This is a genomic window from Kluyvera huaxiensis (assembly GCF_040149365.1).
GTDB lineage: Bacteria > Pseudomonadota > Gammaproteobacteria > Enterobacterales > Enterobacteriaceae > Kluyvera > Kluyvera intermedia_A.
Window position 1 is genome coordinate 106113 of record NZ_JBEFLV010000012.1, and the last position, 22135, is coordinate 128247.

Annotated in this window: 31 protein-coding genes; 14 read left to right on the top strand and 17 right to left on the bottom strand. The window is 51.3% G+C overall.

Annotation, left to right across the window (positions count from 1 at the left end):
- Positions 1-70 precede the first annotated feature (70 nt).
- Positions 71-1804: an arginine--tRNA ligase gene (argS, locus tag ABOC97_RS14020; protein WP_349598666.1), complete on the bottom strand. Its 1734-nt coding sequence runs from the start codon at positions 1802-1804 to the stop codon at positions 71-73.
- 230 nt (positions 1805-2034) lie between these two features.
- Here argS and ABOC97_RS14025 point away from each other — a divergent pair, with 230 nt between their 5' ends.
- Entirely contained in the window at positions 2035-2601 is a 567-nt protein-coding gene (locus tag ABOC97_RS14025) for a VOC family protein (protein ID WP_349598669.1), read from the top strand.
- A gap of 74 nt (positions 2602-2675) precedes the next feature.
- The gene (cutC, locus tag ABOC97_RS14030) at positions 2676-3416 is read left to right on the top strand and encodes a copper homeostasis protein CutC (RefSeq protein WP_349598672.1); all 741 of its coding nucleotides are present in this window, start codon (positions 2676-2678) and stop codon (positions 3414-3416) included.
- Between the two features lie 140 nt (positions 3417-3556).
- Here cutC and cmoB read toward each other — a convergent pair whose 3' ends face one another.
- From cmoB to ABOC97_RS14100, 14 genes are read right to left on the bottom strand one after another with little or no spacing between them, the layout of a single operon-like run.
- Positions 3557-4525, bottom strand: a complete 969-nt coding sequence (gene cmoB, locus ABOC97_RS14035) for a tRNA 5-methoxyuridine(34)/uridine 5-oxyacetic acid(34) synthase CmoB (RefSeq protein WP_349598675.1) — start codon at positions 4523-4525, stop codon at positions 3557-3559.
- Entirely contained in the window at positions 4522-5265 is a 744-nt protein-coding gene (gene cmoA / locus ABOC97_RS14040; RefSeq protein WP_349598678.1) for a carboxy-S-adenosyl-L-methionine synthase CmoA, read from the bottom strand. The genes cmoB and cmoA overlap by 4 nt, the downstream gene beginning before the upstream one ends.
- 39 nt (positions 5266-5304) lie before the next feature.
- The gene (locus ABOC97_RS14045) at positions 5305-5700 is read right to left on the bottom strand and encodes an MAPEG family protein (protein ID WP_349598680.1); all 396 of its coding nucleotides are present in this window, start codon (positions 5698-5700) and stop codon (positions 5305-5307) included.
- A gap of 51 nt (positions 5701-5751) precedes the next feature.
- Positions 5752-6525: a DUF72 domain-containing protein gene (locus ABOC97_RS14050; RefSeq protein WP_349598789.1), complete on the bottom strand. Its 774-nt coding sequence runs from the start codon at positions 6523-6525 to the stop codon at positions 5752-5754.
- The gene (locus ABOC97_RS14055; protein ID WP_349598683.1) at positions 6504-7817 is read right to left on the bottom strand and encodes a tyrosine-type recombinase/integrase; all 1314 of its coding nucleotides are present in this window, start codon (positions 7815-7817) and stop codon (positions 6504-6506) included. Before ABOC97_RS14055 ends, ABOC97_RS14050 begins: the two co-directional genes overlap by 22 nt.
- A 55-nt stretch (positions 7818-7872) precedes the next feature.
- A complete protein-coding gene (locus tag ABOC97_RS14060) occupies positions 7873-8109 on the bottom strand; it encodes an excisionase family protein (protein ID WP_072277047.1) in 237 nt (78 codons plus the stop codon).
- 41 nt (positions 8110-8150) lie between these two features.
- Positions 8151-8492, bottom strand: a complete 342-nt coding sequence (locus tag ABOC97_RS14065; protein ID WP_349598686.1) for a hypothetical protein — start codon at positions 8490-8492, stop codon at positions 8151-8153.
- Between the two features lie 10 nt (positions 8493-8502).
- Positions 8503-9258 carry a hypothetical protein gene (locus ABOC97_RS14070; protein ID WP_349598792.1) on the bottom strand — a complete coding sequence of 252 codons (756 nt, stop codon included), beginning with the start codon at positions 9256-9258 and terminating at the stop codon, positions 8503-8505.
- The gene (locus ABOC97_RS14075; protein WP_349598689.1) at positions 9258-9530 is read right to left on the bottom strand and encodes a hypothetical protein; all 273 of its coding nucleotides are present in this window, start codon (positions 9528-9530) and stop codon (positions 9258-9260) included. The genes ABOC97_RS14070 and ABOC97_RS14075 overlap by 1 nt, the downstream gene beginning before the upstream one ends.
- A complete protein-coding gene (locus ABOC97_RS14080) occupies positions 9523-10032 on the bottom strand; it encodes an ead/Ea22-like family protein (protein WP_349598692.1) in 510 nt (169 codons plus the stop codon). The genes ABOC97_RS14075 and ABOC97_RS14080 overlap by 8 nt, the downstream gene beginning before the upstream one ends.
- Positions 10029-10430, bottom strand: a complete 402-nt coding sequence (locus ABOC97_RS14085) for a ParB/RepB/Spo0J family partition protein (protein WP_349598695.1) — start codon at positions 10428-10430, stop codon at positions 10029-10031. Before ABOC97_RS14085 ends, ABOC97_RS14080 begins: the two co-directional genes overlap by 4 nt.
- On the bottom strand, positions 10427-10966 hold the full coding sequence (locus tag ABOC97_RS14090; RefSeq protein WP_349598698.1) for a hypothetical protein: 540 nt from the start codon (positions 10964-10966) through the stop codon (positions 10427-10429). Before ABOC97_RS14090 ends, ABOC97_RS14085 begins: the two co-directional genes overlap by 4 nt.
- The gene (locus ABOC97_RS14095; RefSeq protein ID WP_349598701.1) at positions 10953-11993 is read right to left on the bottom strand and encodes a chromosome partitioning protein ParB; all 1041 of its coding nucleotides are present in this window, start codon (positions 11991-11993) and stop codon (positions 10953-10955) included. Before ABOC97_RS14095 ends, ABOC97_RS14090 begins: the two co-directional genes overlap by 14 nt.
- Positions 11993-12331 carry a hypothetical protein gene (locus ABOC97_RS14100; RefSeq protein ID WP_349598704.1) on the bottom strand — a complete coding sequence of 113 codons (339 nt, stop codon included), beginning with the start codon at positions 12329-12331 and terminating at the stop codon, positions 11993-11995. The genes ABOC97_RS14095 and ABOC97_RS14100 overlap by 1 nt, the downstream gene beginning before the upstream one ends.
- Positions 12332-13266: 935 nt before the next feature.
- On the opposite strand from ABOC97_RS14100, the gene ABOC97_RS14105 reads away from it, so the two are divergent.
- The gene (locus tag ABOC97_RS14105) at positions 13267-13770 is read left to right on the top strand and encodes a hypothetical protein (RefSeq protein ID WP_325920697.1); all 504 of its coding nucleotides are present in this window, start codon (positions 13267-13269) and stop codon (positions 13768-13770) included.
- A gap of 250 nt (positions 13771-14020) precedes the next feature.
- Here the strand turns inward: ABOC97_RS14105 and ABOC97_RS14110 are convergent, their stop codons facing one another.
- Entirely contained in the window at positions 14021-14653 is a 633-nt protein-coding gene (locus tag ABOC97_RS14110) for a LexA family protein (protein ID WP_234113354.1), read from the bottom strand.
- Between the two features lie 98 nt (positions 14654-14751).
- Between ABOC97_RS14110 and ABOC97_RS14115 the strand changes: the two genes are divergently transcribed.
- The 10 genes from ABOC97_RS14115 to ABOC97_RS14165 all read left to right on the top strand — a co-directional run bounded on the left by ABOC97_RS14115 (position 14752) and on the right by ABOC97_RS14165 (position 20613).
- On the top strand, positions 14752-14949 hold the full coding sequence (locus ABOC97_RS14115) for a Cro/CI family transcriptional regulator (RefSeq protein ID WP_234113353.1): 198 nt from the start codon (positions 14752-14754) through the stop codon (positions 14947-14949).
- A 25-nt stretch (positions 14950-14974) separates the two neighbouring features.
- Positions 14975-15538, top strand: a complete 564-nt coding sequence (locus tag ABOC97_RS14120; protein WP_016240141.1) for a YmfL family putative regulatory protein — start codon at positions 14975-14977, stop codon at positions 15536-15538.
- A 175-nt stretch (positions 15539-15713) separates the two neighbouring features.
- On the top strand, positions 15714-15893 hold the full coding sequence (locus ABOC97_RS14125) for a DUF4222 domain-containing protein (protein ID WP_349598709.1): 180 nt from the start codon (positions 15714-15716) through the stop codon (positions 15891-15893).
- The gene (locus ABOC97_RS14130; RefSeq protein ID WP_349598712.1) at positions 15883-16758 is read left to right on the top strand and encodes a conserved phage C-terminal domain-containing protein; all 876 of its coding nucleotides are present in this window, start codon (positions 15883-15885) and stop codon (positions 16756-16758) included. The genes ABOC97_RS14125 and ABOC97_RS14130 overlap by 11 nt, the downstream gene beginning before the upstream one ends.
- 2 nt (positions 16759-16760) lie before the next feature.
- Positions 16761-17582 carry a DNA adenine methylase gene (locus tag ABOC97_RS14135; RefSeq protein WP_220438733.1) on the top strand — a complete coding sequence of 274 codons (822 nt, stop codon included), beginning with the start codon at positions 16761-16763 and terminating at the stop codon, positions 17580-17582.
- 211 nt (positions 17583-17793) lie between these two features.
- On the top strand, positions 17794-18114 hold the full coding sequence (locus ABOC97_RS14145) for a LexA family protein (protein WP_044702977.1): 321 nt from the start codon (positions 17794-17796) through the stop codon (positions 18112-18114).
- Positions 18111-18497: a RusA family crossover junction endodeoxyribonuclease gene (locus tag ABOC97_RS14150; protein WP_044702975.1), complete on the top strand. Its 387-nt coding sequence runs from the start codon at positions 18111-18113 to the stop codon at positions 18495-18497. Before ABOC97_RS14145 ends, ABOC97_RS14150 begins: the two co-directional genes overlap by 4 nt.
- 81 nt (positions 18498-18578) lie before the next feature.
- Positions 18579-19235 (top strand): phage antirepressor KilAC domain-containing protein, encoded by a 657-nt coding sequence (locus ABOC97_RS14155; protein ID WP_459253823.1) that lies wholly within the window; start codon positions 18579-18581, stop codon positions 19233-19235.
- A complete protein-coding gene (locus ABOC97_RS14160) occupies positions 19232-20221 on the top strand; it encodes a DUF968 domain-containing protein (protein WP_349598718.1) in 990 nt (329 codons plus the stop codon). Before ABOC97_RS14155 ends, ABOC97_RS14160 begins: the two co-directional genes overlap by 4 nt.
- 14 nt (positions 20222-20235) lie before the next feature.
- Positions 20236-20613 (top strand): antiterminator Q family protein, encoded by a 378-nt coding sequence (locus tag ABOC97_RS14165; protein ID WP_349598721.1) that lies wholly within the window; start codon positions 20236-20238, stop codon positions 20611-20613.
- A gap of 14 nt (positions 20614-20627) precedes the next feature.
- Here ABOC97_RS14165 and ABOC97_RS14170 read toward each other — a convergent pair whose 3' ends face one another.
- Positions 20628-21647 carry a hypothetical protein gene (locus ABOC97_RS14170; protein ID WP_349598724.1) on the bottom strand — a complete coding sequence of 340 codons (1020 nt, stop codon included), beginning with the start codon at positions 21645-21647 and terminating at the stop codon, positions 20628-20630.
- Positions 21648-21900: 253 nt separating this feature from the next.
- Between ABOC97_RS14170 and ABOC97_RS14175 the strand changes: the two genes are divergently transcribed.
- Complete coding sequence (locus tag ABOC97_RS14175) at positions 21901-22122, top strand: hypothetical protein (protein ID WP_349598727.1); 222 nt, start codon at positions 21901-21903, stop codon at positions 22120-22122.
- The last annotated feature ends 13 nt before the right edge of the window (positions 22123-22135 follow it).

Genomic DNA, 22135 nt, shown 5'->3' on the forward strand with positions numbered 1-22135 from the left:
TGGAAAGCGGGGGATTACGGGCAAAAAAAAGCCCGCGACAGAGCGCGGGCTTTGATAAATCATTCAGAGATTACATACGTTCTACGGTTTCAATACCCAGCGTATCGAGACCCATTTTCAGGGTTTTAGCGGTCAGCAGCGCCAGCTTCAGACGGCTGTTACGTACCGCTTCGCTTTCGGCAGACAGGATCGGGCAATGTTCGTAGAAGCCGGAGAACAGACCTGCCAGATCGTACAGGTAAGAACACATCACGTGCGGCGTGCCGTCGCGGGCAACCACATTCAACGTTTCTTCGAACTGCAGCAGACGCGCGGCCAGCTGCGCTTCACGATCTTCGCTGATAGTCACAGCGGCATTGATGATAGCGCTTTCTTCCAGCTCCGCTTTACGGAATACGGACAGTACGCGGGTATAGGCATATTGCATATACGGCGCGGTATTGCCTTCGAAGGCCAGCATGTTGTCCCAATCGAACACGTAGTCGGTGGTGCGGTTTTTCGACAGATCGGCATATTTCACCGCGCCAATACCCACGACGTTTGCCAGTTTCTCCAGCTCGTCTGCCGGCATATCCGGGTTCTTTTCTGCAACCAGTTTACGTGCGCGTTCCAGTGCTTCATCCAGCAGGTCGGCCAGCTTCACGGTACCACCGGCGCGGGTTTTGAACGGCTTGCCGTCTTTACCCAGCATCATGCCGAACATGTGGTGTTCCAGCGGAACGGAATCAGGCACATAGCCCGCTTTACGCACGATGGTCCATGCCTGCATCAGGTGCTGGTGCTGACGGGAGTCGATGTAGTACAGCACGCGGTCGGCATGCAGAGTTTCGTAACGATATTTCGCGCAGGCGATATCGGTGGTGGTGTACAGGTAGCCGCCATCCTTTTTCTGGATGATGACGCCCATAGGCTCACCTTCTTTATTCTTGTATTCGTCGAGGAATACGACGGTAGCGCCTTCGCTCTCGGTCGCCAGACCTTTTTCTTTCAGGTCAGCAACAATGCCCGGCAGCATTGGGTTGTACAGGCTTTCACCCATCACGTCATCGCGGGTCAGAGTCACGTTCAGACGGTCGTAGGTCAGCTGGTTTTGTGACATGGTGATGTCGACCAGTTGACGCCACATTTTGCGGAAATACTCATCGCCGCCCTGCAGTTTCACCACGTAGCTACGTGCGCGCTCGGCGAAGACTTCATCTTCGTCGTAGTGTTTTTTGGCATCGCGGTAGAAACCTTCGAGGTCGGCCAGCGCCATTTCACCGGCGTTATCCTGCTGCTGTTTCTCAAGCCAGGCAATCAGCATCCCGAACTGAGTACCCCAGTCGCCGACGTGGTTTGCACGGATAACTTTGTGGCCCATCAGTTCCAGCGTACGTACTGCGGCATCGCCAATAATGGTGGAGCGCAGGTGACCGACGTGCATCTCTTTTGCCACGTTTGGCGCAGAGTAATCCACCACCACCGTTTGCGACTGCGGCTGTGCGATACCCAGACGTTCGCTTTTCAACGCCTGAGAAACATGTTCGGCCAGGAAGGCAGGGTCGAGGAAGATATTGATAAAACCTGGACCGGCGATTTCGACTTTATTGGCGATGCCGTTAAGGTCGAGATGAGACAGTACCTGTTCTGCCAGTTGTCGCGGTGCCATGCCCAGTTTCTTGGCTACTGCCATCATGCCGTTGGCCTGATAGTCGCCGAACTGTACTTTTGCTGACTGACGAACCTGTGGTTCGCAATCGGCAGGCGCGCCTGCCGCAATCATGGCCTGACTGACTTTTTCTGAGAGAAGAGCCTGAATATTCACCGGAATACCTTACGTTTTAGACGCTGACACCTATGTGGTTCAACGCCGGGTGTGGATAAATTAAGGCGGGAGTATACTGCATTTGCCCGATGCCGTCAGCACCAGGCCCGCCTCAACAGGGGCGAAAAACGCTGCCTGAGCAGGGATTAATCGCTCAATAACCTCTAAGGTTGGTTCGAAGCGGACAACAAGGTAGATTAGCCTTTTCATGTAATAAGAGTAGGGCTGAAATGGCAAACTGGCAGACTATCGAAGAACTGCAGGATATTTCTGCGGATCTTCCACGCTTCACCGACGCATTAGCGGCGCTTTCCCAGCGTCTGGGGTTGGACATCACCCCGCTGAATGCCGACCATATTTCCCTACGCTGCCACCAGAACACCACCGCGGAACGCTGGCGTCGTGGTTTTGAGCAGTGCGGCACGCTGTTGTCGGAAAATATCATCAATGGTCGTCCCATTTGTCTGTTTAAACTCGCCGAACCGGTGTGCGTGGCCCGCTGGCGCTTTACGGTGATTGAACTGCCGTGGCCGGGTGAAAAACGTTACCCGCACGAGGGCTGGGAACACATCGAGATCGTGCTGCCGGGCGCGCCGGAAACGCTGAACGCCAGGGCGCTGGCATTGTTGTCTGACGATGGGCTAAGCCAGCCGGGGATTTCGGTAAAAACCAGCTCGCCAAAAGGTGAACGTGAGCGACTGCCGAATCCAACGATGGCCGTAACCGACGGTAAGGTGGCGGTGAAGTTTCACCCGTGGTCGATAGAAGATATCGTTGCCAGCGAGCAGGCAGTGTAACAATGTGAAGTCACGCGGAGTCTACGCACGGGAACAGTGGCATGATTTGTCGCTGGATTTAAACGGAGAGAAAAATGGCATTGCTTGAGATCTGCTGTTACAGCACGGAGTGCGCGGTTATCGCGCAGCAGAACGGGGCCGAGCGCATTGAACTGTGCGCCGCGCCGCTGGAGGGAGGGTTGACGCCATCGTATGGTGTGCTCAAAGCAACGCGGCAGCGGGTTTCCATTCCCGTTCATCCGATTATCCGCCCGCGCGGCGGGGACTTCTGTTATACCGACGGTGAATTTGCCGCCATGCTGGAGGATGTTCGTCAGGTTCGCTCACTGGGTTATTCCGGTCTGGTTATTGGCGTCCTGAATCCAGAAGGGCAAGTGGATATGGCGCGGATGCGACAAATTATGGTGGCGGCTGGGCCGCTGGCGGTGACATTCCATCGCGCTTTTGATATGTGCGCAGATCCACATCAGGCCTTTGAACAGCTTGCGGAATTAGGCGTGGCGAGGGTGCTGACTTCCGGGCAACAGTCGTCGGCCGAAAAAGGTATTTTATTAATTCGGGAACTTATTGACCGGAGTGATACTCCAACCATTATGGCAGGTGCAGGGGTGAGAGCGAGCAATCTTCCTCTCTTCCTGAACGCTGGTGTCAAAGAAGTGCACAGTTCAGCCGGGCAATGGGTGCCCTCCGATATGCGTTATCGCAATCCCGGACTTTCAATGTCAACGGACCCTGAAGCTGATGAATATTTGCGTTATGCGGTCGATGGCGCGGCAGTTGCCGCCATGAGAGACATCATTGACCGTCATGAGTAGCTAACCGTTTTTACCGCGTGTCATATTCGCCCAATATGATGCTTGCTTGTACCAGGCCCCTGCCCATTAAACAGGGGCCTTTTTTTATCCGTAACTATTTAGGATAAAACGTTTTATAACCAGTCTGGACGTAAGATAGGTTACGGTTTACGTGCAATCAGCACCGCGCGCAGCGGGGCCGGATAACCTTCAATGGTTTTGGTCGGGTCGTTCGGGTCGAGGAAGTCGGCCAGCGACTCGGTTATCATCCACTCGGTACGACGCTGTTCTTCGGTAGAGGTGACGTTCATATCGACGATGCGCACATCCACAAAACCGCATTTTTCCAGCCAGTTTTTCAGCGCCGGTGCGGATGGAATAAAGTAGACGTTACGCATTTGCGCGTAGCGGTCTCCCGGCACCAGCACCGTATTTTCATCGCCTTCCACAACCAGCGTCTCCAGCACCAGTTCACCGTCGCTCACCAGCTGATCTTTCAACTGCCAGATATGCTCAAGAGGGGAACGACGATGATAGAGAACGCCCATGGAGAACACGGTATCAAAGGCTTTCAGCGCCGGAAGCTGTTCGATGCCAAGCGGCAGCAGATGCGCACGCTGGTCGTTACCTAAAAGCTTGCGCACCGCTTCAAACTGGCACAGGAACAGCTGAGTCGGGTCAATGCCCACCGCCAGATGCGCGCCCGCGCCAATCATGCGCCACATGTGATAGCCGCTGCCGCAGCCGACATCGAGGATCGTACGTCCGCTGAGGTCAGACAGATGTGGCAGAACGCGATCCCATTTCCAGTCGGAGCGCCATTCGGTATCGATATTCACGCCGTACAGCGAGAATGGCCCTTTGCGCCACGGCATCAGGTGGCGCATCAACGTATCAATGCGTTTTACCTGGCCTTCGCTCAGCGGTTCTTCGCTTTCGGCGGTGACGCTGTGCAGCAGATCCAGCTTCCACGGCTGGATTTCCGGTAGAAACTCAACCGCGTTTGACCACTGCTTAAACAGGCCATGCTGATCGCGCTGCCATGTGGCGATTTGCGCTGGCAGCGTTTCCAGCCAGTGGGAAAGGGGACTTTTCGCGATTTGCTGATAAAAATTGCCGAACTCGATCATGCGGGGATTCCTGCCTTGAGCGCCACCAGGGAGCCGAAGTTAAAACACTGGAACCACAGTTCGCTGTGTTCAAAGCCTGCTTCATGCAGGCGAGCCTTATGGACTTCTACTGAATCCGTCAGCATCACGTTTTCCAGCATGCTGCGCTTCTGGCTGATTTCCAGTTCGCTATAGCCGTTAGCCCGCTTAAAGTCGTGGTGCATATTAAACAGCAGCTCGCCGACGGTGGTGTCTTCAAAACTGAATTTCTCTGACAGTACCAGCGCACCGCCTGGATTTAATCCTTGATAGATTTTATTCAGCAATGCCTGACGTTCTGCGGGTTCGAGAAACTGCACCGTAAAGTTCAGTACCACCATGGAGGCGTTTTCGATCTCGATTTCGCGAATATCTCCTTCGATGACGTCAACCGGCGTCGGCGCTTTATAGGCGTCGATGTGGCGGCGGCAGCGTTCAATCATCGCCGGAGAGTTATCCACGGCAATGATGCGGCAATCGCTATGGGCGATATTCCGGCGGATGGAAAGCGTCGCGGCGCCCAGCGAACAACCGAGGTCGTAAACCTGCGTTGCGGGCTGGACGAAGCGTTCGGCCAACATGCCAATCATGGAGATAATATTCGAGTAGCCGGGTACCGAGCGTTGGATCATATCCGGGAAAACTTCAGCTACCCGTTCGTCGAAAGTCCAGTCGCCGAGGCGGGCGATAGGTGCAGAAAAAAGCGTGTCGCGGTCAGACATAAGGTGAAATCCGGAAAAATAAAAACGGCGTATTGTGCGCTAACGTAGCGAGAAAACCAACTCCCACGGCACATACCACAGGTTGGCGAGCACCATCAGCAACAAGGAAATGTAGGTCGCGCTCATGCCAGACCGCCGCCAGCGGAACAAACGGTGATGAAAACCGTAGTAGTGCATCAGGCGCCCGGCGAGCAGCAGCAGGCCGCAAAGGTGGACCATCCAGGTTTCTGCGCCATTCATTTCCATAAACAACAGCAGAAGAACGCCAATAGGAATGTATTCGACCGCATTCCCATGAATACGGATAGCACTTTGTAGTTCGCTGAAACCGCCGTCACCGTAGGCAACGCGGTAAAGCATACGCAGACGAACGACATCAAAGGAAAACTTTATCAGCAACAATGCCGCAAGTACGGCATACAGCGCGCTAACCATACAAACTCCCTTTTTGTTGGCAGATGGCACCCATTATCATAGGTATGAATGTCAGAAAAGAGAAGATTGTTGTGGAATAGAAGGTGCGTCACCTAACTCGGGCAGGGCGGTTTGCAGCGCCTGCCACAGGGAATGCACCAGCTCTGGCGCCTGGGCGATATCCGGGGTGTGCAAAAACAGGTAGGGGGTGGTGGTTTGCTGCCACTTTTGCAGTTTCTCAAGCCAGGGGGCGAACATCGCCTGATTTTGCGCCATCTCATCGCTGCCGATAAACCGCACCATCGGCTGACCTGCGGTGACGACCGCATGCACCGGCACTTTCGGTTTTTTACGCTGGGCGTCCATCACCGCCTCATTGCGGGCAATTGCCGCATGAACCGGTCGGCTATCGAGAATCACGCGGTTAACGCCGCGTTGATGCAGGCCGCGATTAAGCTGACGCTCATTATCGCCTTTGGCAAAAAACTGCGGGTGGCGCACTTCTACTCCGTAGTGGAACTCCTGCGGCAAACCATCGAGAAATGCCCAAAGGGCGGGGAGATCGCGTGGGCCAAAGGTCGCGGGAAGCTGTAGCCAATACTGGCCGATTCGTTCATCAAGCGGTGACATGCGCTGGAAAAATTCCTGCGTCAGCGCATCACACTGACGCAGGGCGGCCTGATGCGAAATGGTGGCCGGGAATTTAAAGCAGAAGCGAAAGTTATCATCGGTCTGCGCCAGCCAGCGGGAGACAATCTCCGCCTTTGGCAGCGCGTACAGCGTCGTGTTGCCCTCCACGCAGTTAACATGTCGGGCATCATCACTTAACTGACTGATTTTAATAATCCGCTACTGCTCGTTTTTGGCCTCTGGGGCATCAATGGGGCAAAATCGGCCAGCTTCTGATTTAGCATTGCGATCTGCTCTGCGCTACTGTCAGCCATCCACGCGCCGTAAACATTGAACACCATTTGGGCGCTTGAATGTCCCATCTGGTTAGCAATGAAGCTCGGGTTTGCTCCAGCAGACAATGACCAGCAAGCATAAGTGTGTCGTGACTGGTACGCTTTCCGATGCCTGAGCCCAGCGCGCTTCAGTGCGGCATCCCATGAGTCGCCAACCGAATCAACCTTGTAGATAAATCCGACCTGCTCACATCGCCTGACTATCTGTGGGTTAAAGACGAACGTGCATTCATGATTCACCGAACGGTTATACTCTCGTAGCTTCACATCGATGTGATGTTGCTTACCCAACTTTGTCATTTCAGCCTGATTTTTCAGGATGCTAAGCGCTGGCTGGATAAGATGCACCACCCGATCTGTACTGGCCTCGGTTTTCGGTAGAGTGAACTCGCCAAGTTTCGTATAATTGCGCCTGATGGTGATTGTACCCGCCTTCAGATCAATATCTTCCCAGGCCAGGGAGACCAGTTCTCCGTGACGCATACCTGTGTATACTGCTAATGACCACAGGTTTTTCGTCTGCTGATGCCGGCATGCATCTATCAAACGAATAAATTCGTCACGAGTTAGTGGATCTGGTTCTGCCCTGGCTTTCTTAAGCGGCTTAATGCCATCAAAAGGATTTGTTTCCAGGTAACCGTGATCTGCAGCAAACTGAAACATCCCGGCAATAGTCGTCATGTAATAGTTCACAGTAACAACGCTGCGTCCTTTTGCTGGTTTTTTACTACTTGTCGAACTCTGATAACCGGTCAGTAAATCTTTCCTGATGTACAGCAATTCCTCTTTAGTTACCGCTGAAACCAGGCGCCTTGCCCCAATTAATGGCACGACGTTTCTCGCTACTGACTCATACCGATTGAGTGCGTTTGCAGAAATTTCCATTTTCTTCAGATCCAGCCACTTTTTTTCAAGCTCTTTGACTGTGATTTCTTTCGAACCCACCCCAAAAACTTTAAGGTTAGGTGAGTCAGGAAACTGCGCTGCATAGTCAAAGTTTCCTGTGCGGACGGCAAAGCATACCGATGTACGTAGTTCCCCGGCGATCTTCCTGTTCTTAGCGGTGTCAGGGACACCGAGACTCTCCCTGACACGCTTACCTTTGTATCTAAACCAGATGCGTAATGTGCCACCGTGGTTTTCGACGCCTGTTGGATATGAGACTTTATCCATTGATTCCTCCAGACGCCCAAGAGCTATTTGAGCTTACCTTTTTCATGGTGTTAAATCACCCTGGTTGCTTGTTTCTCAGTGACGCGACCCATGAATCAACTGCGTGTCTGTTGTACATGCATTCGCTGGACGGCTTCGGGCTGCCGTCAGGCGACATGTGGATATATTCCCGGCCAACGAGCCAGCATTCTTTTCTGGCCCGGAGGATGGTTCCTGGCTTGAGCCCAGTGACAGCGATAAGAACGCTTTCGCAAACCCACTCATTCGGGGCGAGTTGGATAACATTGGTCATAATTTTTTCTCCAAATAAACCGGCTGCACCCGGTGGAATATTTAGCGTTTGCTGGTGGTTGTTGAGTCCAGAACATCTGGATCCGGCGGGGCCCTGAACAGTGGTCCAGGAGCAACATCAAATCGACGCCAGCGGATATCACAAGAGCGCTCTTCGTTAGGTGATGACCACGCTACGACGTCAGCCACCGGTTCGGTTGCGTCCTTCCTGCGCTCCAGGAGCTCGTCTAACGCTTTTATTGCGTCAGCGGTGACATAATCCTGGGTGCTGCCGTTTTTGTACGTGAGCGTGCGCTGTAGCGCTTCGATAACGCGTTCAATGCGCTTAACTGTAAGCGGTCCGTTTGCCGGGTGGTTAGCTGGGTCTGTTAAGTTGATTGTCATCGGCTAGTCCTCACACCGCTAATTGCAATTGCATGTCGAACCGGTCACGTTGTTCGCAGTACGCGAGAGAACCGGGGCTATTGTGCGATTCAATGCGCTCAACCATCAAAGTGGCGCGTGTTTCTTTTGAAGCTGGCGCATAAGCGCCAGACCAGGCTTTATCTATGCCGATATTCCGGGCGACGTTCGTGCTGTCGGCGCTGGATAAAGGCAACTTTGTGAAGATAAGCGGGTTCAGCATGCGCAATCCGTGCAACTTCGTTACTGGCTGGCCGTGAGTGTCGGTAACATGGCGAATCAAGTCTTTCATCCGTGCCACGGCCAGATTCGGGCGCTTAACGTCATAGTCACCACATGAACCGATTGCCACGCGGGGATACTCGTTGCACAGCCTGATAAAACGCTCGTCGCTCTCATTCATGTGCCAGACAGGGACGCCGAAGAACTCTCCATGTGGCCACTCATCAAGAAGCGCTTCGTTCTCTTCCTCTCCGCCGTCGATAACGTCCGGAATGATGGCGAAGTCAAAGCCAGGGTGATTCTTCCAGCGCGACACAAACTCGTAATAGTCGCTCCAGTCGATTTTGTTTTTGCCAGCTGCCTTCCACGCAGTGAAGGCACCGTTGTCCAGCGCGAATGACTGGCAGTATTCAGAGGCCAGGTTAATTTGTCCGGAGTGCGCGAAACTGATAAACGCATGGCGTCCTTTCCATGCCCTTATGGCGCACGTATCCGGCGTAATGGGACCGCCGTGATAGTGAATCATCATGCTTCTCCTTCGATAACCTGGATGCCAGCGGCGGCTAGCGATTCCACGCATGCATCAAGCCCCTGATTAAAACCAATGACCTCGTAATACTGCTTTGTGTGCATTTCCGGTGAATTTCGATATTCCGGCAGCTTCACGGTGACTTGGCTGCATAGCATTTGTTCCAGTAAGTCCATGCGGCTATTTTTGACAAAATATCCGACGACTTCACCGTCTTCACAAACAGCATCGTTGCTTATTTCAGCGAATAATTCCTTTCTGCTAATCATTAGAAATCTCCCCGCCCGCCTCACGAATAGCGGTGATCACGTCTGCTTTTTCGTAGCACTCGAGCATGCCAGCCCAAAACCGAGTTGTTGGCAGCTTCACGGTGACGATGCGGGACTCCAGCTCGGCGATGCGGTCTTTTGCTACCAGCAATTCAGCAGCAATTTCACGCCAGCTTTCGTAACTGGCCTCAAGCTTGTCCCAATCTGGATTGAAGTTGGCAAGCTCAGACAGCTGGTCTTTCAGAAATTGATTACTCTTCTGCGCCTTCTCCAGCGCCTCTACCAGCGCCAGGACGTTGGCTGGGTTGGCAGCCTGAACGAACTCGCGGTTCGCCGCTGAATCTGGCCCTTCAAAGTGCGCGATGATGAATCCGCCGTTGGTTTGGTCATTTACGCTGCAAGACGCTTCCCATCCGTCGCCGGATTCTTTAACCCATTCGCCGTTACTCGCTTTCTCTGCAGCCGCTTTCATACGCTGCGCCAGTGCGGTGATATCGTTCATTGGGCACCTCCAAAAATCCACTGATTGCCTGCATGCGCCTGGAATTTGCAGGACGTATCCGGCATCACAAGCTCATGCACCACTTCACCAGTTTCAACAAAGTAGTAATTGCTGTCGGTTACGTTGTTGATGAAGAATGCCTCTCGTTCACGTTCTGACATGCCGCCGATGATCCGCAGCACCTTCTTGGTAATCGGCCGGTAATCAGGCTCAACCCCTGCTAATTTTGCTGCCGCATAGTTGTGATGCCCGTCCATCAGGATGGTGTACTGAACACCGCGCATTACGATGGGGTAAACAGACACGATAAAGCGCTTAAACCGAGAGGCTTTATCTGCGACTTTTGCTTCATCCAAAAATCTCTGGCTGCTGATTAACTGGCCTTTGACTGTGCTCATTGCTCGGCTCCTTGGCGTAACTGGGACTCCTGGCGGAGAATTTCAGCAAAGACTTTCAACTCGTAGATATCCCTGCGAATGGAATCGCGAACAGCACCAATGGCAAAAGTGTCAGGGTGCATTCCGTCTAATTGTTTTTGCTTAACCTCTATCATTCGTTCCACGCCCTGCGCCCGCATTTCATCCAGGTACGCGTCTGTTGCCGGGGTTTGGATATCGGCTAGCATTCTGACGCTCTCAACGTTTTCAGAATCTGTTGACTGTTGCCAGCCTACGGTTGCATCAATAGCCGACTTCAGCCCCGCATTCTCCGCGACCACCTGCGCAACCTTCAGCTTAAGATTGTGAATAGTCGCGTTTGCTGCTGTGAACTCGCGACGGGATTCAATGAGTTCCGCACATGCTTTCTGAACTGCATAAGCCATAACAGCGGTATCACGGTCATTATTCGCCTCTGCCTTGGCCTGAAGTTGAACGGCCAGAGTAGAGAGGTCTGCCAATTGCTCGCTTGTCATCTGTTGGTTAGTTGCTGTCATGGCTATTCTCCTGCTGCTGCAATTTGTACTGTCTAACGAAGTGGGCGACGGCTTTTGACTGACTGGCAACAATGGTTTTGTCTCCCAAGTCCAGCCAGACGGTTTTGCCGCGATAAAGTGAGGCTCGACCAATCTCCTGGCCGTCGTACATCACATACAGCGTTTTTCCTCGTATCTCGGTAGAAGGGATTGGCTGTGACAGACGGTAGGTTTCACGCGCTTCAGCAATAGCTTTATGCTCGTCGACAATTGCCAAGGCTTCCGCGAGAGCTGCGCCTTCCAGTGTGAATACACCGTCATCACTGATAGAGGCCATGGACATCAGTTCTACGAACCGGCGCGCACTCTTCACGTTTAGTTCGGGAGCTATAGAGCTGCGGGTAACCTTTGCTTTTCCCTGGGCAGCAGCAACGGCTTTGTCATGCTGGAGAACTTCACCAGCTTTCTCGCCGAACTCTTTAACGCGATCCACTGCAACATCAACGGAAACGGCACCGGATTTAACTTCCTGCTGAACGTCATAATTTGCGGTGCTGAGCGTCAGGAGCTTTTCAACCGTAGCTACTGACTTATTGACCAGTTTTGCAATCTCGCTGGTGGACTGGTTGAAAGCGTTATGCAGTTCCTGGATCACTGCAGCCTGCTCAATATCAGATAGAGGTAGTTGGTTGTTACTGGTCATGATGCGTGCCAGGCGCTGCACATCGCTACCGTTGAACGGCATGATGTGGATGCGGTCTACAGGCTTGCCAGCTTCTGCACAACGCGCATAACAACGACGACGGCGGTGACCTTCAACAACCCAAACACCACCTTCATCACGTGCGATAACTTCCAGTGGGGGAACTGAGCCGCCGTTCATCAGGTAGTCGAACAGGTCGTCATCTGCCTGGCGAGTACGCTCATCATCTTCACGCTTGTTGAAGCCCTCACGAACGTGGATATCGTCCAGGCTGATAAACATGCCTGTATCGGTACGCTTAATAACCCCTGAACGGGTCATCAGCTTGAATGAGTTAGCAGCCATCACTGAACCCCTTCGTTAATCACAACAACGGTTGTTGGGTCTAGTTCGCGAAGCTCTCTTTGCGCTGACAGGACGTGAAGATTGCACGGTGACTTGGTATGACGTTCAGTGACCCGATCACATTCTCTGGCCCAGTTGATGACGTCATCTTTAAGTGCTTTACGCTGTTCCATGGATTCGCACAGCGCCACGCAGGCTACATCGTAGCGGTTCGCCAGCTCGTTCATCAGCCACTGGGAAGCGGCTGGAAGGAGAGGGGCGGCTTTACGAGCAGCATCAATCAACTGCTCTCTGGTCAAGCGTGGCTGTAGTTCTGAAACGACTACTAAGTTACCCATTGTTAGTTTCTCCGTGTTATATGCGCCCTGCACGGCGATGAATTCTTGGCCTAAAACTTAGAAGAGGCCGCCTTGGTTGTTCTGGGGCTTGCGTTTTCGTGGTGTAACGTCAGTTTTGGAAACCTGCTTATCTGCCCAGGCTTTTGCATGCCGCATTACGTCATCGAACATCGCACCTTTCTTACTGGCCTGAGACATGCGCTTATATAAATCGAGCGCTTGCCAAGCCCCCCCCCTGAGCCACCGATAAAGGAAATCCCTGTTTAACCAGCAATTCCCTCACGTTCTTCTCAATAAATTCGAGGTGGTTCATCAGTCCTCCAGTGGAGTAATCCGCTGAATTTTGGTTGCACGAATCCCTCACCAGAAGGTGAATAAAAATTTGGATGTTCGTTTCAGTAAGCACCCAGGGTAGGGCACTTAGTGAAACGGGCGACTGCCATCGCCTTTAAGTTTCTCCACTCAACTGGAAGCGCGTTCCGATCGGCCTATATAACGATCCCACACATAATGAAATGGGTAGAACGCGCTTTCAGTTGAGTAAAAAGGGCGGTACCAGCGAACTTCAAGGATGGTACTGGCACCGCCAAGATTGCCTACAGCTTTCTTACTTCCTGGTAACTAGGGTTGTGGTGGTGGTGCCTCCACCTGCCGGGTTAGCCACATCCGGCGACGTTACACTTCAAGACACATATTCATTTTTAAAGTTGAATAAGCTGGTGGCCTCGTCACGTGCGCATAGCCGCAATTACCACAACTGGAAGCGCACTCCGGTTTATGTTTCACACCTGTCACCCATAACTGGTAGAAAGGAGTGCGCTTTCATGTTGTGTGCCTTTCTTTTCACCACATAAGGCTCGGTGGGTCCTGGTTATTCCCCAACAACAAGGATTCGGTTAATCTGGATATCCCCAACAACAAGCCGAGTATTCATAGTGATAGCTGAACTATCGGCGGCTATGGCCGCTATCAAGGAGACTGCAGGTCTCGCAAAAGTTATTAACGATGCGAAAACAGATGCGGAAGTAAAAGCAGCTACTATTGAGCTTCAGAGCAAACTAATTACCCTTCAGGCAGAATGTTTTTCGCTCGGTGATGTAATTCGCCTTCGTGATGAGGAAGCTGTACTTCTCAAAGCAAAAATTGCAGAGTATGAAGACTTTAAAACCGAGTCTAAAGGCTATGAACTTCACCAGACTGAATCGGGTTCTTTGGTGTATTCGAAGCAGATTTCTGTGAATGGCTCTCAAATTACTGTGAATGCATGTCCAAGCTGCTATCAAAAAAGACAAATATCGATGCTTCAGCCCGGTGTGGAGCGAAGTGTAAAATCGTTTTGTTGGATTCATTTTTGCCCTACTTGTAATTCAGAGTTCAAAATGGACAAAACTCCGCAGAGAAAGCCCTCTGTTAGAAGAATAGGGCATAATCTCTATTGAGATTTGTTGGTCAATATCCAGATTGTTAAAGAGCGAAGCGTCCTATGGGCGCTTTTTTGTTGCCTGCGAATCATCCGGTTATTCATACGCCACCGGCGGCTACTTCGTGGGCGCCCTGCCTGTTCGCTTTCGATGAACTTAATATTAGACATCTTACATTTTGAGTCAAGTTAATTTTGTAAGCTTTCTTACTTTTATGATTCAGACATAAAAAAACCCGCGCGCGGCGGGCTTTCGAATCGTTGAAGGGTTACAGATCTATGATTATCTGCTTAACAATTCCGATGAGCTTGGTCTCTTGATTAACCTCAATCGGCTTGAACGCCGGATTAAGAGGTACCAGATAAGAGAATGGGGGGTCGATTGCTAACTTCTTCAAGGTAGCTTCACCGCCTGACACGGTTTGAGCTACCACAATTTTCCCGTTTGCATCATCAACAAATCCGTATTCAGGCTCAACAATGACTATTGATCCTTCTGGAATGCTCAGTTCTCGGCTGGATGTCATTGAATCCCCCTTAACTCTAAGCGCAAACGCAGAATCAGATAGCTTGCGGGTAGTTTTCACAAGCTCATTATTTGGGTTACCAATAACTTCAGTCCAATTTCCAGCCTGAACCCAAGAGATCACAGGAACCTCTCTGGCTTCCATCAAATTAATATTAATTCCGTTTTCGATATCACCAGACCCAAATACTAGCCATTCAGGGGAACACTGTAGGCACTTGCTAACAAGAATCAGGTTCTCACCGGATAACTTGGTTAAGTCACTTTCCCATTGAGTAACGGCAGACGCACTGACGCCAGCCCACTCGGCAATGTCACGCTGAGTAAGTTTCTTTTGCTTACGTCTGAATCTAAGTCTGCTGCCAACGGTATCCATAAAGCCTCCCAAGAAGTCTTGTTAGTAATCTTACATTTTATTGACGTAAGCATGCTGTCCATATACGATGTAAGAATGCTAACTATGGAGGGCAGTTCATGCTTAAAAGCAAAGTCGTTGATTACTACGGCGGCATTTCAAAAACGGCAGTCGCTTTAGGCGTTACCCACAGCGCTGTATGTCAGTGGGGGGATGTTATTCCGCAAAAACAGGCTTTTGTAATAGACCGAATTACCAAAGGAAAACTTAAGTACGACGCAAGTCTTTATCAGAAGTCTACTAACACCACAGCATAAAAATAACTACCAGAGGGAAATCAACATGGTAGACAGCATAAATACAGCAATCCGCCTGATGTGTAAGGCACATAAACATGGTCGCTTAGGTATGGCTTCAGATTTGGGGATGACTATCGACCAATTCCACAACCATCTGTACCAGAAGTGCGGCAGTCGGTTCTTTACCTTGGCAGAACTGGAACGGATGGAGGACCTGTCAGGTTCTTGTTACCTGGCTGAGTACCAGGCGAACCGCAAAGGGAAATGGCTGGTGGATGTTCCAACTGCTGAGAGCCTGGATAACGTTGAGCTGTACAGCATTGAGATGAAAGCGGCAGCAGCATCTGGTGAGCTGGCTAATGCCAAGATGGCAGCAGCGGCTGATGGGGTAATTGATTCATCAGAGCGCAAAACGCTTTCAGAATTATTCAGTAAGAAGCTCCGCCACCAGATTCACGGGTTCCTGGGATTTATGGCGCTTTATGGGGTTGGTGTTTCAGATCAGGCGATTGACGTATTCGTTTCAACAGGCAGAAAAGGTGACGCCCGCGAGTGTGCAGCTCCGGGCGCCTTGGCGTGTCGTATCAGTGGAGAAACTAACGCATGAACAGTGTAAACCGATTCAGACCAGCTAAGCAATTCAGATGCCTTCCGCTGGTGGGGAAGAACTCCCCGTTCGGCTATGTAGAAATCATAAATAACCCGGCTGATGGTGACAACTACCAGCCCGCTGGCTTGATGGTAGAAGTCTTTGCTCAGATGAACGAGAAGGGGCGCGAGGAATGGCTGAAGTTAACCGGTGGTTCAGAGACAGCTACGGCGTCCCGGTCAGAGTCGTCCGTTGGGAGCCAGATACACAGCGCGTTATATACCTTCGCGAAGGGTACGATCATGAGTGCTTCAGCCCTCTTGAACAATTCCAGCGTAAATTTACAGAATTAAAGGACGACCATGAGCACTAAATTAACCGGTTACGTATGGGATGCATGCGCTTCGTCAGGCATGAAGTTATCCAGCGTTGCCATCATGGCGCGTCTGGCCGACTTCAGTAGTGATGAGGGTGTTAGCTGGCCGTCTATTGGCACGATCGCACGTCAAATCGGTGCTGGAGAAAGTACGGTAAGGACGGCCCTTGCTCAGCTTGAGAAGGATGGCTGGCTTTCCCGTAAGCAGCGCCGTAATGGGAACCGTAACGCATCGAACGTATATCAGCTTAACGTCGTTAAGTTGCGAGAGGCTGCTTTTTCTCACCTGTCAGAATCTGACGCATCAAAATCTGACCCTTCAAAATCTGATGCATCAAAATCCGACCCGTCAAAATTTGAGGCGTCGAAATCCAGCAAAAAAGGCGGTTTTGACCCGTCAGAATCTGGTGGGGATCCGTCAGTAAAATCAAAACAAGAACCACAAGTAAATTCAAAACCTATTAGTCCGGTTGCGAGGCAACCAGACCAGGTCGATTCAGAATCTCTGGTCCTGGATCATTTCAATCGGGTAACGAACTCAAACTACGGGAAGGGTGGCAGAACAAAATCCACTCTTGGTTATATCCGTGGACGCCTGGCAGAAGACTACAGCCCTGAAGACCTGATGCTGGTGGTTGATTACCTGAACGAGAAATGGGCAAACGACCCCAAGATGTCGGATTACCTGCGTCCGAAGACGCTCTTTGCCCCTGAGAACTGCGTTGAGTATTTCGAGAAGGCCAAGAAATGGGATTCAGCTGGACGCCCATCCTGGATGAACGGGAAGTGGGAACGCGAAGCCGCAGGCTTCAAATCCAAATACGAATGTGATACCCGCATTCCTGATGGATTCAGGGGGTAATCATGAGCAAACCATTCCTGAAGTGGGCGGGTGGTAAGTTTACCCAGCTGAGTGACCTGTTCCAGCACATCCCGAGTGGCCTGCGCCTGATAGAGCCGTTCGTCGGCGGTGGGTCAGTGTTTCTCAACAGCGATAAACACGCCAATTTCCTGCTGGCTGATGTGAATCCTGACCTGATTAACCTGTACCAGATGCTGGTCGTCGTTCCGGACACGGTCGAGAGCAGCGCACGCTGGATGTTTGAGCGGATGGGAACGCCGGAAAACTACGAGCTAATCCGCCAGGAGTTTAACGGCCAGACCATGGATGCCGCCGAACGTGCTGCCGCGTTCCTGTACCTGAACCGCCACTGCTTCAACGGCCTGATGCGCTACAACCTGTCTCACCAGTTCAATGTGGGCTGGGGCAAGTACAAAGCGCCGTACTTCCCGGAGAAGGAACTCAAAGACTTTGTAGGTATGGCGCACAACTGCGTGTTCATGACCGCCGGTTTCCGCCGGACGATTGGCTTGGCCGGGAAGGGTGATGTGGTGTACTGCGATCCGCCTTACGAACCCCTGCCTGGTACCAGCGGCTTTACTGCGTACTCCGCTGGTGGCTTCACCTGGGATAACCAGATTGAGCTGGTGGAGTGCTGTGTCGCGGCCCATAAACGTGGCGCAAGCATCGTTATCTCAAACTCTATAGCCCCTCGCATCGTAGAGCTATACGAACAACATGGTTTCAAACTTCACACCATCCCTGCTCGGAGGTCGATTTCCTGCAAAGGCAGCACTCGCGAAGTTGCTAAGGATTTGGTTGCCGTTCTGGAGGTGGTCGAGTGAAACCAGAGCATGAGAACGCAGTTCGCGCAGCAGCACGCCGTTGTGCTGAAGAGTTACGAGCAGCGATGCGGGTTAAACCCAAACCAGCATGGAACAAAGTCTGCCCGCCGATTCTGCGCAAACATCATCAGCAGGTCGCGCCGCTTGGGGTAAGCCTCATTGAATTCAACAGTGTTATCGGTCGCATGAATGGCCGTTTCGGAGAGGAACTATGAACGAGTTAACGCCGCGTCAGAGGGATGTTTTCAATGCAATCCGGGATTACAAGGCCCGCGTTGGCTTCCCTCCGACAATGTTTGAACTGGCTGGGCTTATTGGTTGTTCCTCACCAAATGCCGCGGCAGACCACGTGAACGCGCTAAAGCGAAAAGGCTATATCACCGTCGCTCCTGGCGTAGCCCGTGGGATAACGATACTGGGGGAGAATGAGGGCCCTGACGCTATCTCTATCGTTCGCGCGCTGTTGGATGGAACGGATGGTGCTCGTGATGAGGCTATTGCCTGGCTGGAAGCAAAGGAGTCTGCATTATGAAACTCGTTCTGCCATTCCCGCCCAGCGTAAACACGTACTGGCGAGCTCCAAACAGCGGCCCGTTGAAGGGACGCCATCTGATCAGCCAGAAAGGTCGCGAATTCCAGAGCGCTGCTTGTGCAGCCATTATCGAGCAGCTTCGCAAGTTACCAAAGCCATCGTCAGAGTACGCGGCGGTGGAAATCACTCTGTATCCACCAGACCAACGCCGCCGGGATATCGACAATTACAACAAAGCGCTGTTCGACGTGCTGACGCATGCAGGCGTTTGGGAGGACGACAGTCAGGTTAAACGGATGCTGGTGGAGTGGGGGCCAGTGGTACCGAAGGGGAAGGTTGAGATAACGATCAACAGATATCAACCGGCGGGTGCAGCCGCCTAAGTGGAGAAGAGCATGAACCAGATGAACATCACAGTGAATTGCCCGACGCATCACGTTGCGATGCCTGGGGAGCACATAACAATGTCTAGTCGCGAGATTGCCGCACTGGTGGATTCCCGGCATAGCAATGTGTGTGTGACCATCGAACGGTTGATGAGTAGCGGCGTCATTGGGGGGTATGCTGCAATGCAGTACACCCATCCCCAGAACGGACAGAAATACCATCACTATGAAGTGAACAAGCGTGACAGTTATGTGATCGTCGCGCAGCTTTGCCCTGAGTTCACAGCGCGTCTCGTTGACCGCTGGCAGGAACTGGAGCAGGGAACCCAACCAAAGGTACCTCAGTCATTTTCTGAAGCGTTACGCCTGGCCGCCGAACTGGAAGAGCAGAAGCAGCAGCTAAAAGATGAACTGGCGGTTGCAGCGCCGAAAGCTGAATTCGTTGATCGCTACGTCACGGCCACCGGTTCAATGACGTTTAGACAGGTTGCGAAGCTCCTGAACGCTAAAGAGCCAGAGTTCCGGCTGTTTCTGCTGGATCACCACATCATGTACCGCCTGAGCAATGTACTCACGCCGTACCATCAGCACATCGAAGCAGGGCGGTTCGAAGTGAAGACCGGTACAACGAGCGCCTCAAACTATGCTTTCAGCCAGGCACGCTTTACGGCTAAGGGAATTAAGTGGATCGGCGGCCTATGGGCTGAACATATCGCTAAGGGGCACACGGCGTGAGAGCACTGTTAACACCCGAGATAGCCCCACGCATGGGGATTATTCTTTTTCGTCCTGGCGCGGAGCTGATGGGGCTCTTTGCCAGAGGTCGTGTACTGATTGAGTCCGAACCACAGGGATACGACAACTACGCCACCGGAGCAATACCACCGGCATCACAGCCATTAGCCGCAGACCCGCTAATGAGCAGCGTATTCGAGAATGAGAAGGTCATCAGCGCTGCTGGTGGACTCTCCGGACTTGATTACTGGCTGGAGCAACAGCTTGTTTGTCAGTGGGAGCTGAGCGACTACCACAGCAACAACTTCACAACCCTTCGTCGTGACCCTGGCTCAATCCGTTTGTGCTGGCATTGCGATAACCACCAGCGAGAGCAAACAACAGAACGTCAGGCAGGCATCGCACGTGCAAACCTGGTATCCTGGATTTTATCGATCGCCTGTCGTGAACTGGCATTCCCGGCAGAACATGAACTGACCCTGCCAGAGTTCTGCTGGTGGCTTGTCACTAAAGACATTGCAGACGTAATTCCTGAAGGTGTAGCGAGAAAAGTTTTGCGCTTACCACAGGAAAAACACCAGTCAGTAATGCGTGAGAGCGAGATTGTCCCGGCGATTGCGGCCACGCAGCTGGTGCAGGAGAAAGCCAAAAAGGTTGTAGCGTTAAAGATAGACCCGGAAACGCCAGAATCCCTGATGTTGAAGCCAAAGCGCCGACGCTGGGAAAAAGAGAAATACACCCGCTGGGTTAAGTCGCAGCAATGCATGTGCTGTAACAACCCGGCAGACGACCCCCACCACCTGATAGGCCACGGGCAAGGTGGAATGGGTACCAAGGCACACGATCTGTTTGTGATCCCTCTGTGCAGAGAGCATCACGACGAGTTGCATGCCAGCCCTGTGGCATTTGAAGCGAAATACGGTGACCAGCTGGTGCTGTTGTTTCGGTTTTTAGATCGTGCGCTGGCAATCGGCGTACTGGCATGAATAGTGGAGATAACATGCGCGATATTCAGATGGTGTTAGAACGATGGGGTGGGTGGGCATCAGGTGATAGTTCTGGTGTCGATTACTCTCCGATTGCAGCAGGATTCAAAGGGCTTTTACCCCAAACCAGCAAAAGCCGCCTATCTTGCACAGATAATGACGCTCTTATTATTGAAGGATGTTTGGCGCGACTGAAGAGCCGTAAACCATATGAGCATTCACTTATTGTTGCTCATTATCTATATGGAATACCTAAACGGAAGTTGGCTAAGGCGCGAAAGAAGGATGAAAAATTAATACGCATCGAGATGCAGATGGCCGAGGGATTTATCGACGGTTGCCTCTCGATGCTGGATGTTCGTTTAGAGATGGACCCTGAAGTCAAAAACTGATTTTCGAAGCCCGATTAATCGGGCTTTTTCTCCACATCTCTCACATAGAGAATCACTGCTGATTTAATATCACCGTCGACGTGCTTAGCGTTAATGCTTAGATGAACAGGTTTTCTTTCCCACTCAGCACGCTGCAACGCTTCTTTATTTCCTGACTCATCAAGGAACACATCTTGAACCACACAGGTTAGGCGTTGGTCGGTATCTACACGGCGAACTTTAACTTTGAAGCTTTCTGGATCGGTGTTATTAACTTCTTCAATTCGGTAAACACCATCAATTCGCATTTCAGATGAGCGTCTGCGAGCATTCGTGACCAACTCTTTCGCCATTTCCGAATCAATAGTCACGCCATCAATTTGTGCACTATCTGAGCGCACAAACGATTTAACCATCTGTGTTTTAGCGTCATACGACATACGGTCCATGTTATCGAGAAGTGGTTTTTCCGCCACCATCTCCGAAATGACCCGCAGGCGTTTAGTTTCTTGCTCGCTCATGATCTGCATTGTACGGAGATGTTCTTTCTCTCCATCCTTAGCAATTTCTGCAAGGCGAGTATCTTTACGGTTATCTAAGAACCGTTTAAATACTGTTACTCCGCCCCAGATGACTGCTGCGCCGAGAACAGTAAACATGATCTCAGTTGCGTTCATTTTACCAACAAGTTCCTGTGTAAGTTTTGTTAAAAAACCATCAATGTTAATTTCAACGATTGAAGAACCCTGCTCTACCGTAACTTCAATTTCAAGGGCGTCAAGTTCTTCTTTGGTTAGTCTGCGGACGTCAGGGACACCGTACTTAGCAAGCGCATACGATTTGTTGATTTGGGCCTGCATTTCAACAAATCCCTTCATTACTGAAGGCGTAAGTGATCTGTTGAATTTTTCACCTGTTAATCTGATGGTAAGATTTGGCCATCCGTTAAAGCTTAAACTGTCTGGTAAACCATAACCGTCGAGATAACTTTCAAGCAAATCGAAGGCTTGCTGCTCAGATTCAATGTCCACATGAATCTCATCAAACTTATCCAAAGGTATTTCCTCATTCTAAGCCAACTGTTACCACGAGGTTAGGCAACGCCTGCTTTTCTTAATGTTTTTAGCTGTGTAGCAAGAAAATAATGTAAAAATCGATAAAAATCACTAACGCGGTCCGCATTTTCTTGATTACTGTGTTAAGAGTGGTCACTTAGACACGAACTTAAGACATTGAAAACCTCGCTTAGGCGGGGTTTTTTGCTTTATGGTGATACTCCTAACAGGCACCTAACTGAAAGGGGGACTCATGGGATTTTATTACGTTTACCAGCATAAAGAGGAAGGCTTGGAAGTTGAGAAGCATCTTGTTGTTTCAGAAGAGTATCTTGATAGAGATAGCGCTAAAATGGCTAGGTCTAAGCATAGGCTCAATGATAGTGGATGTGTATTCTCAGAAATTATTGAGGCCTCATCACCGCAAGAAGTGCTTCAGAAGGTACAGCCGGAATTGATGAAGCGCTGGATATAAAAACACCAACAAC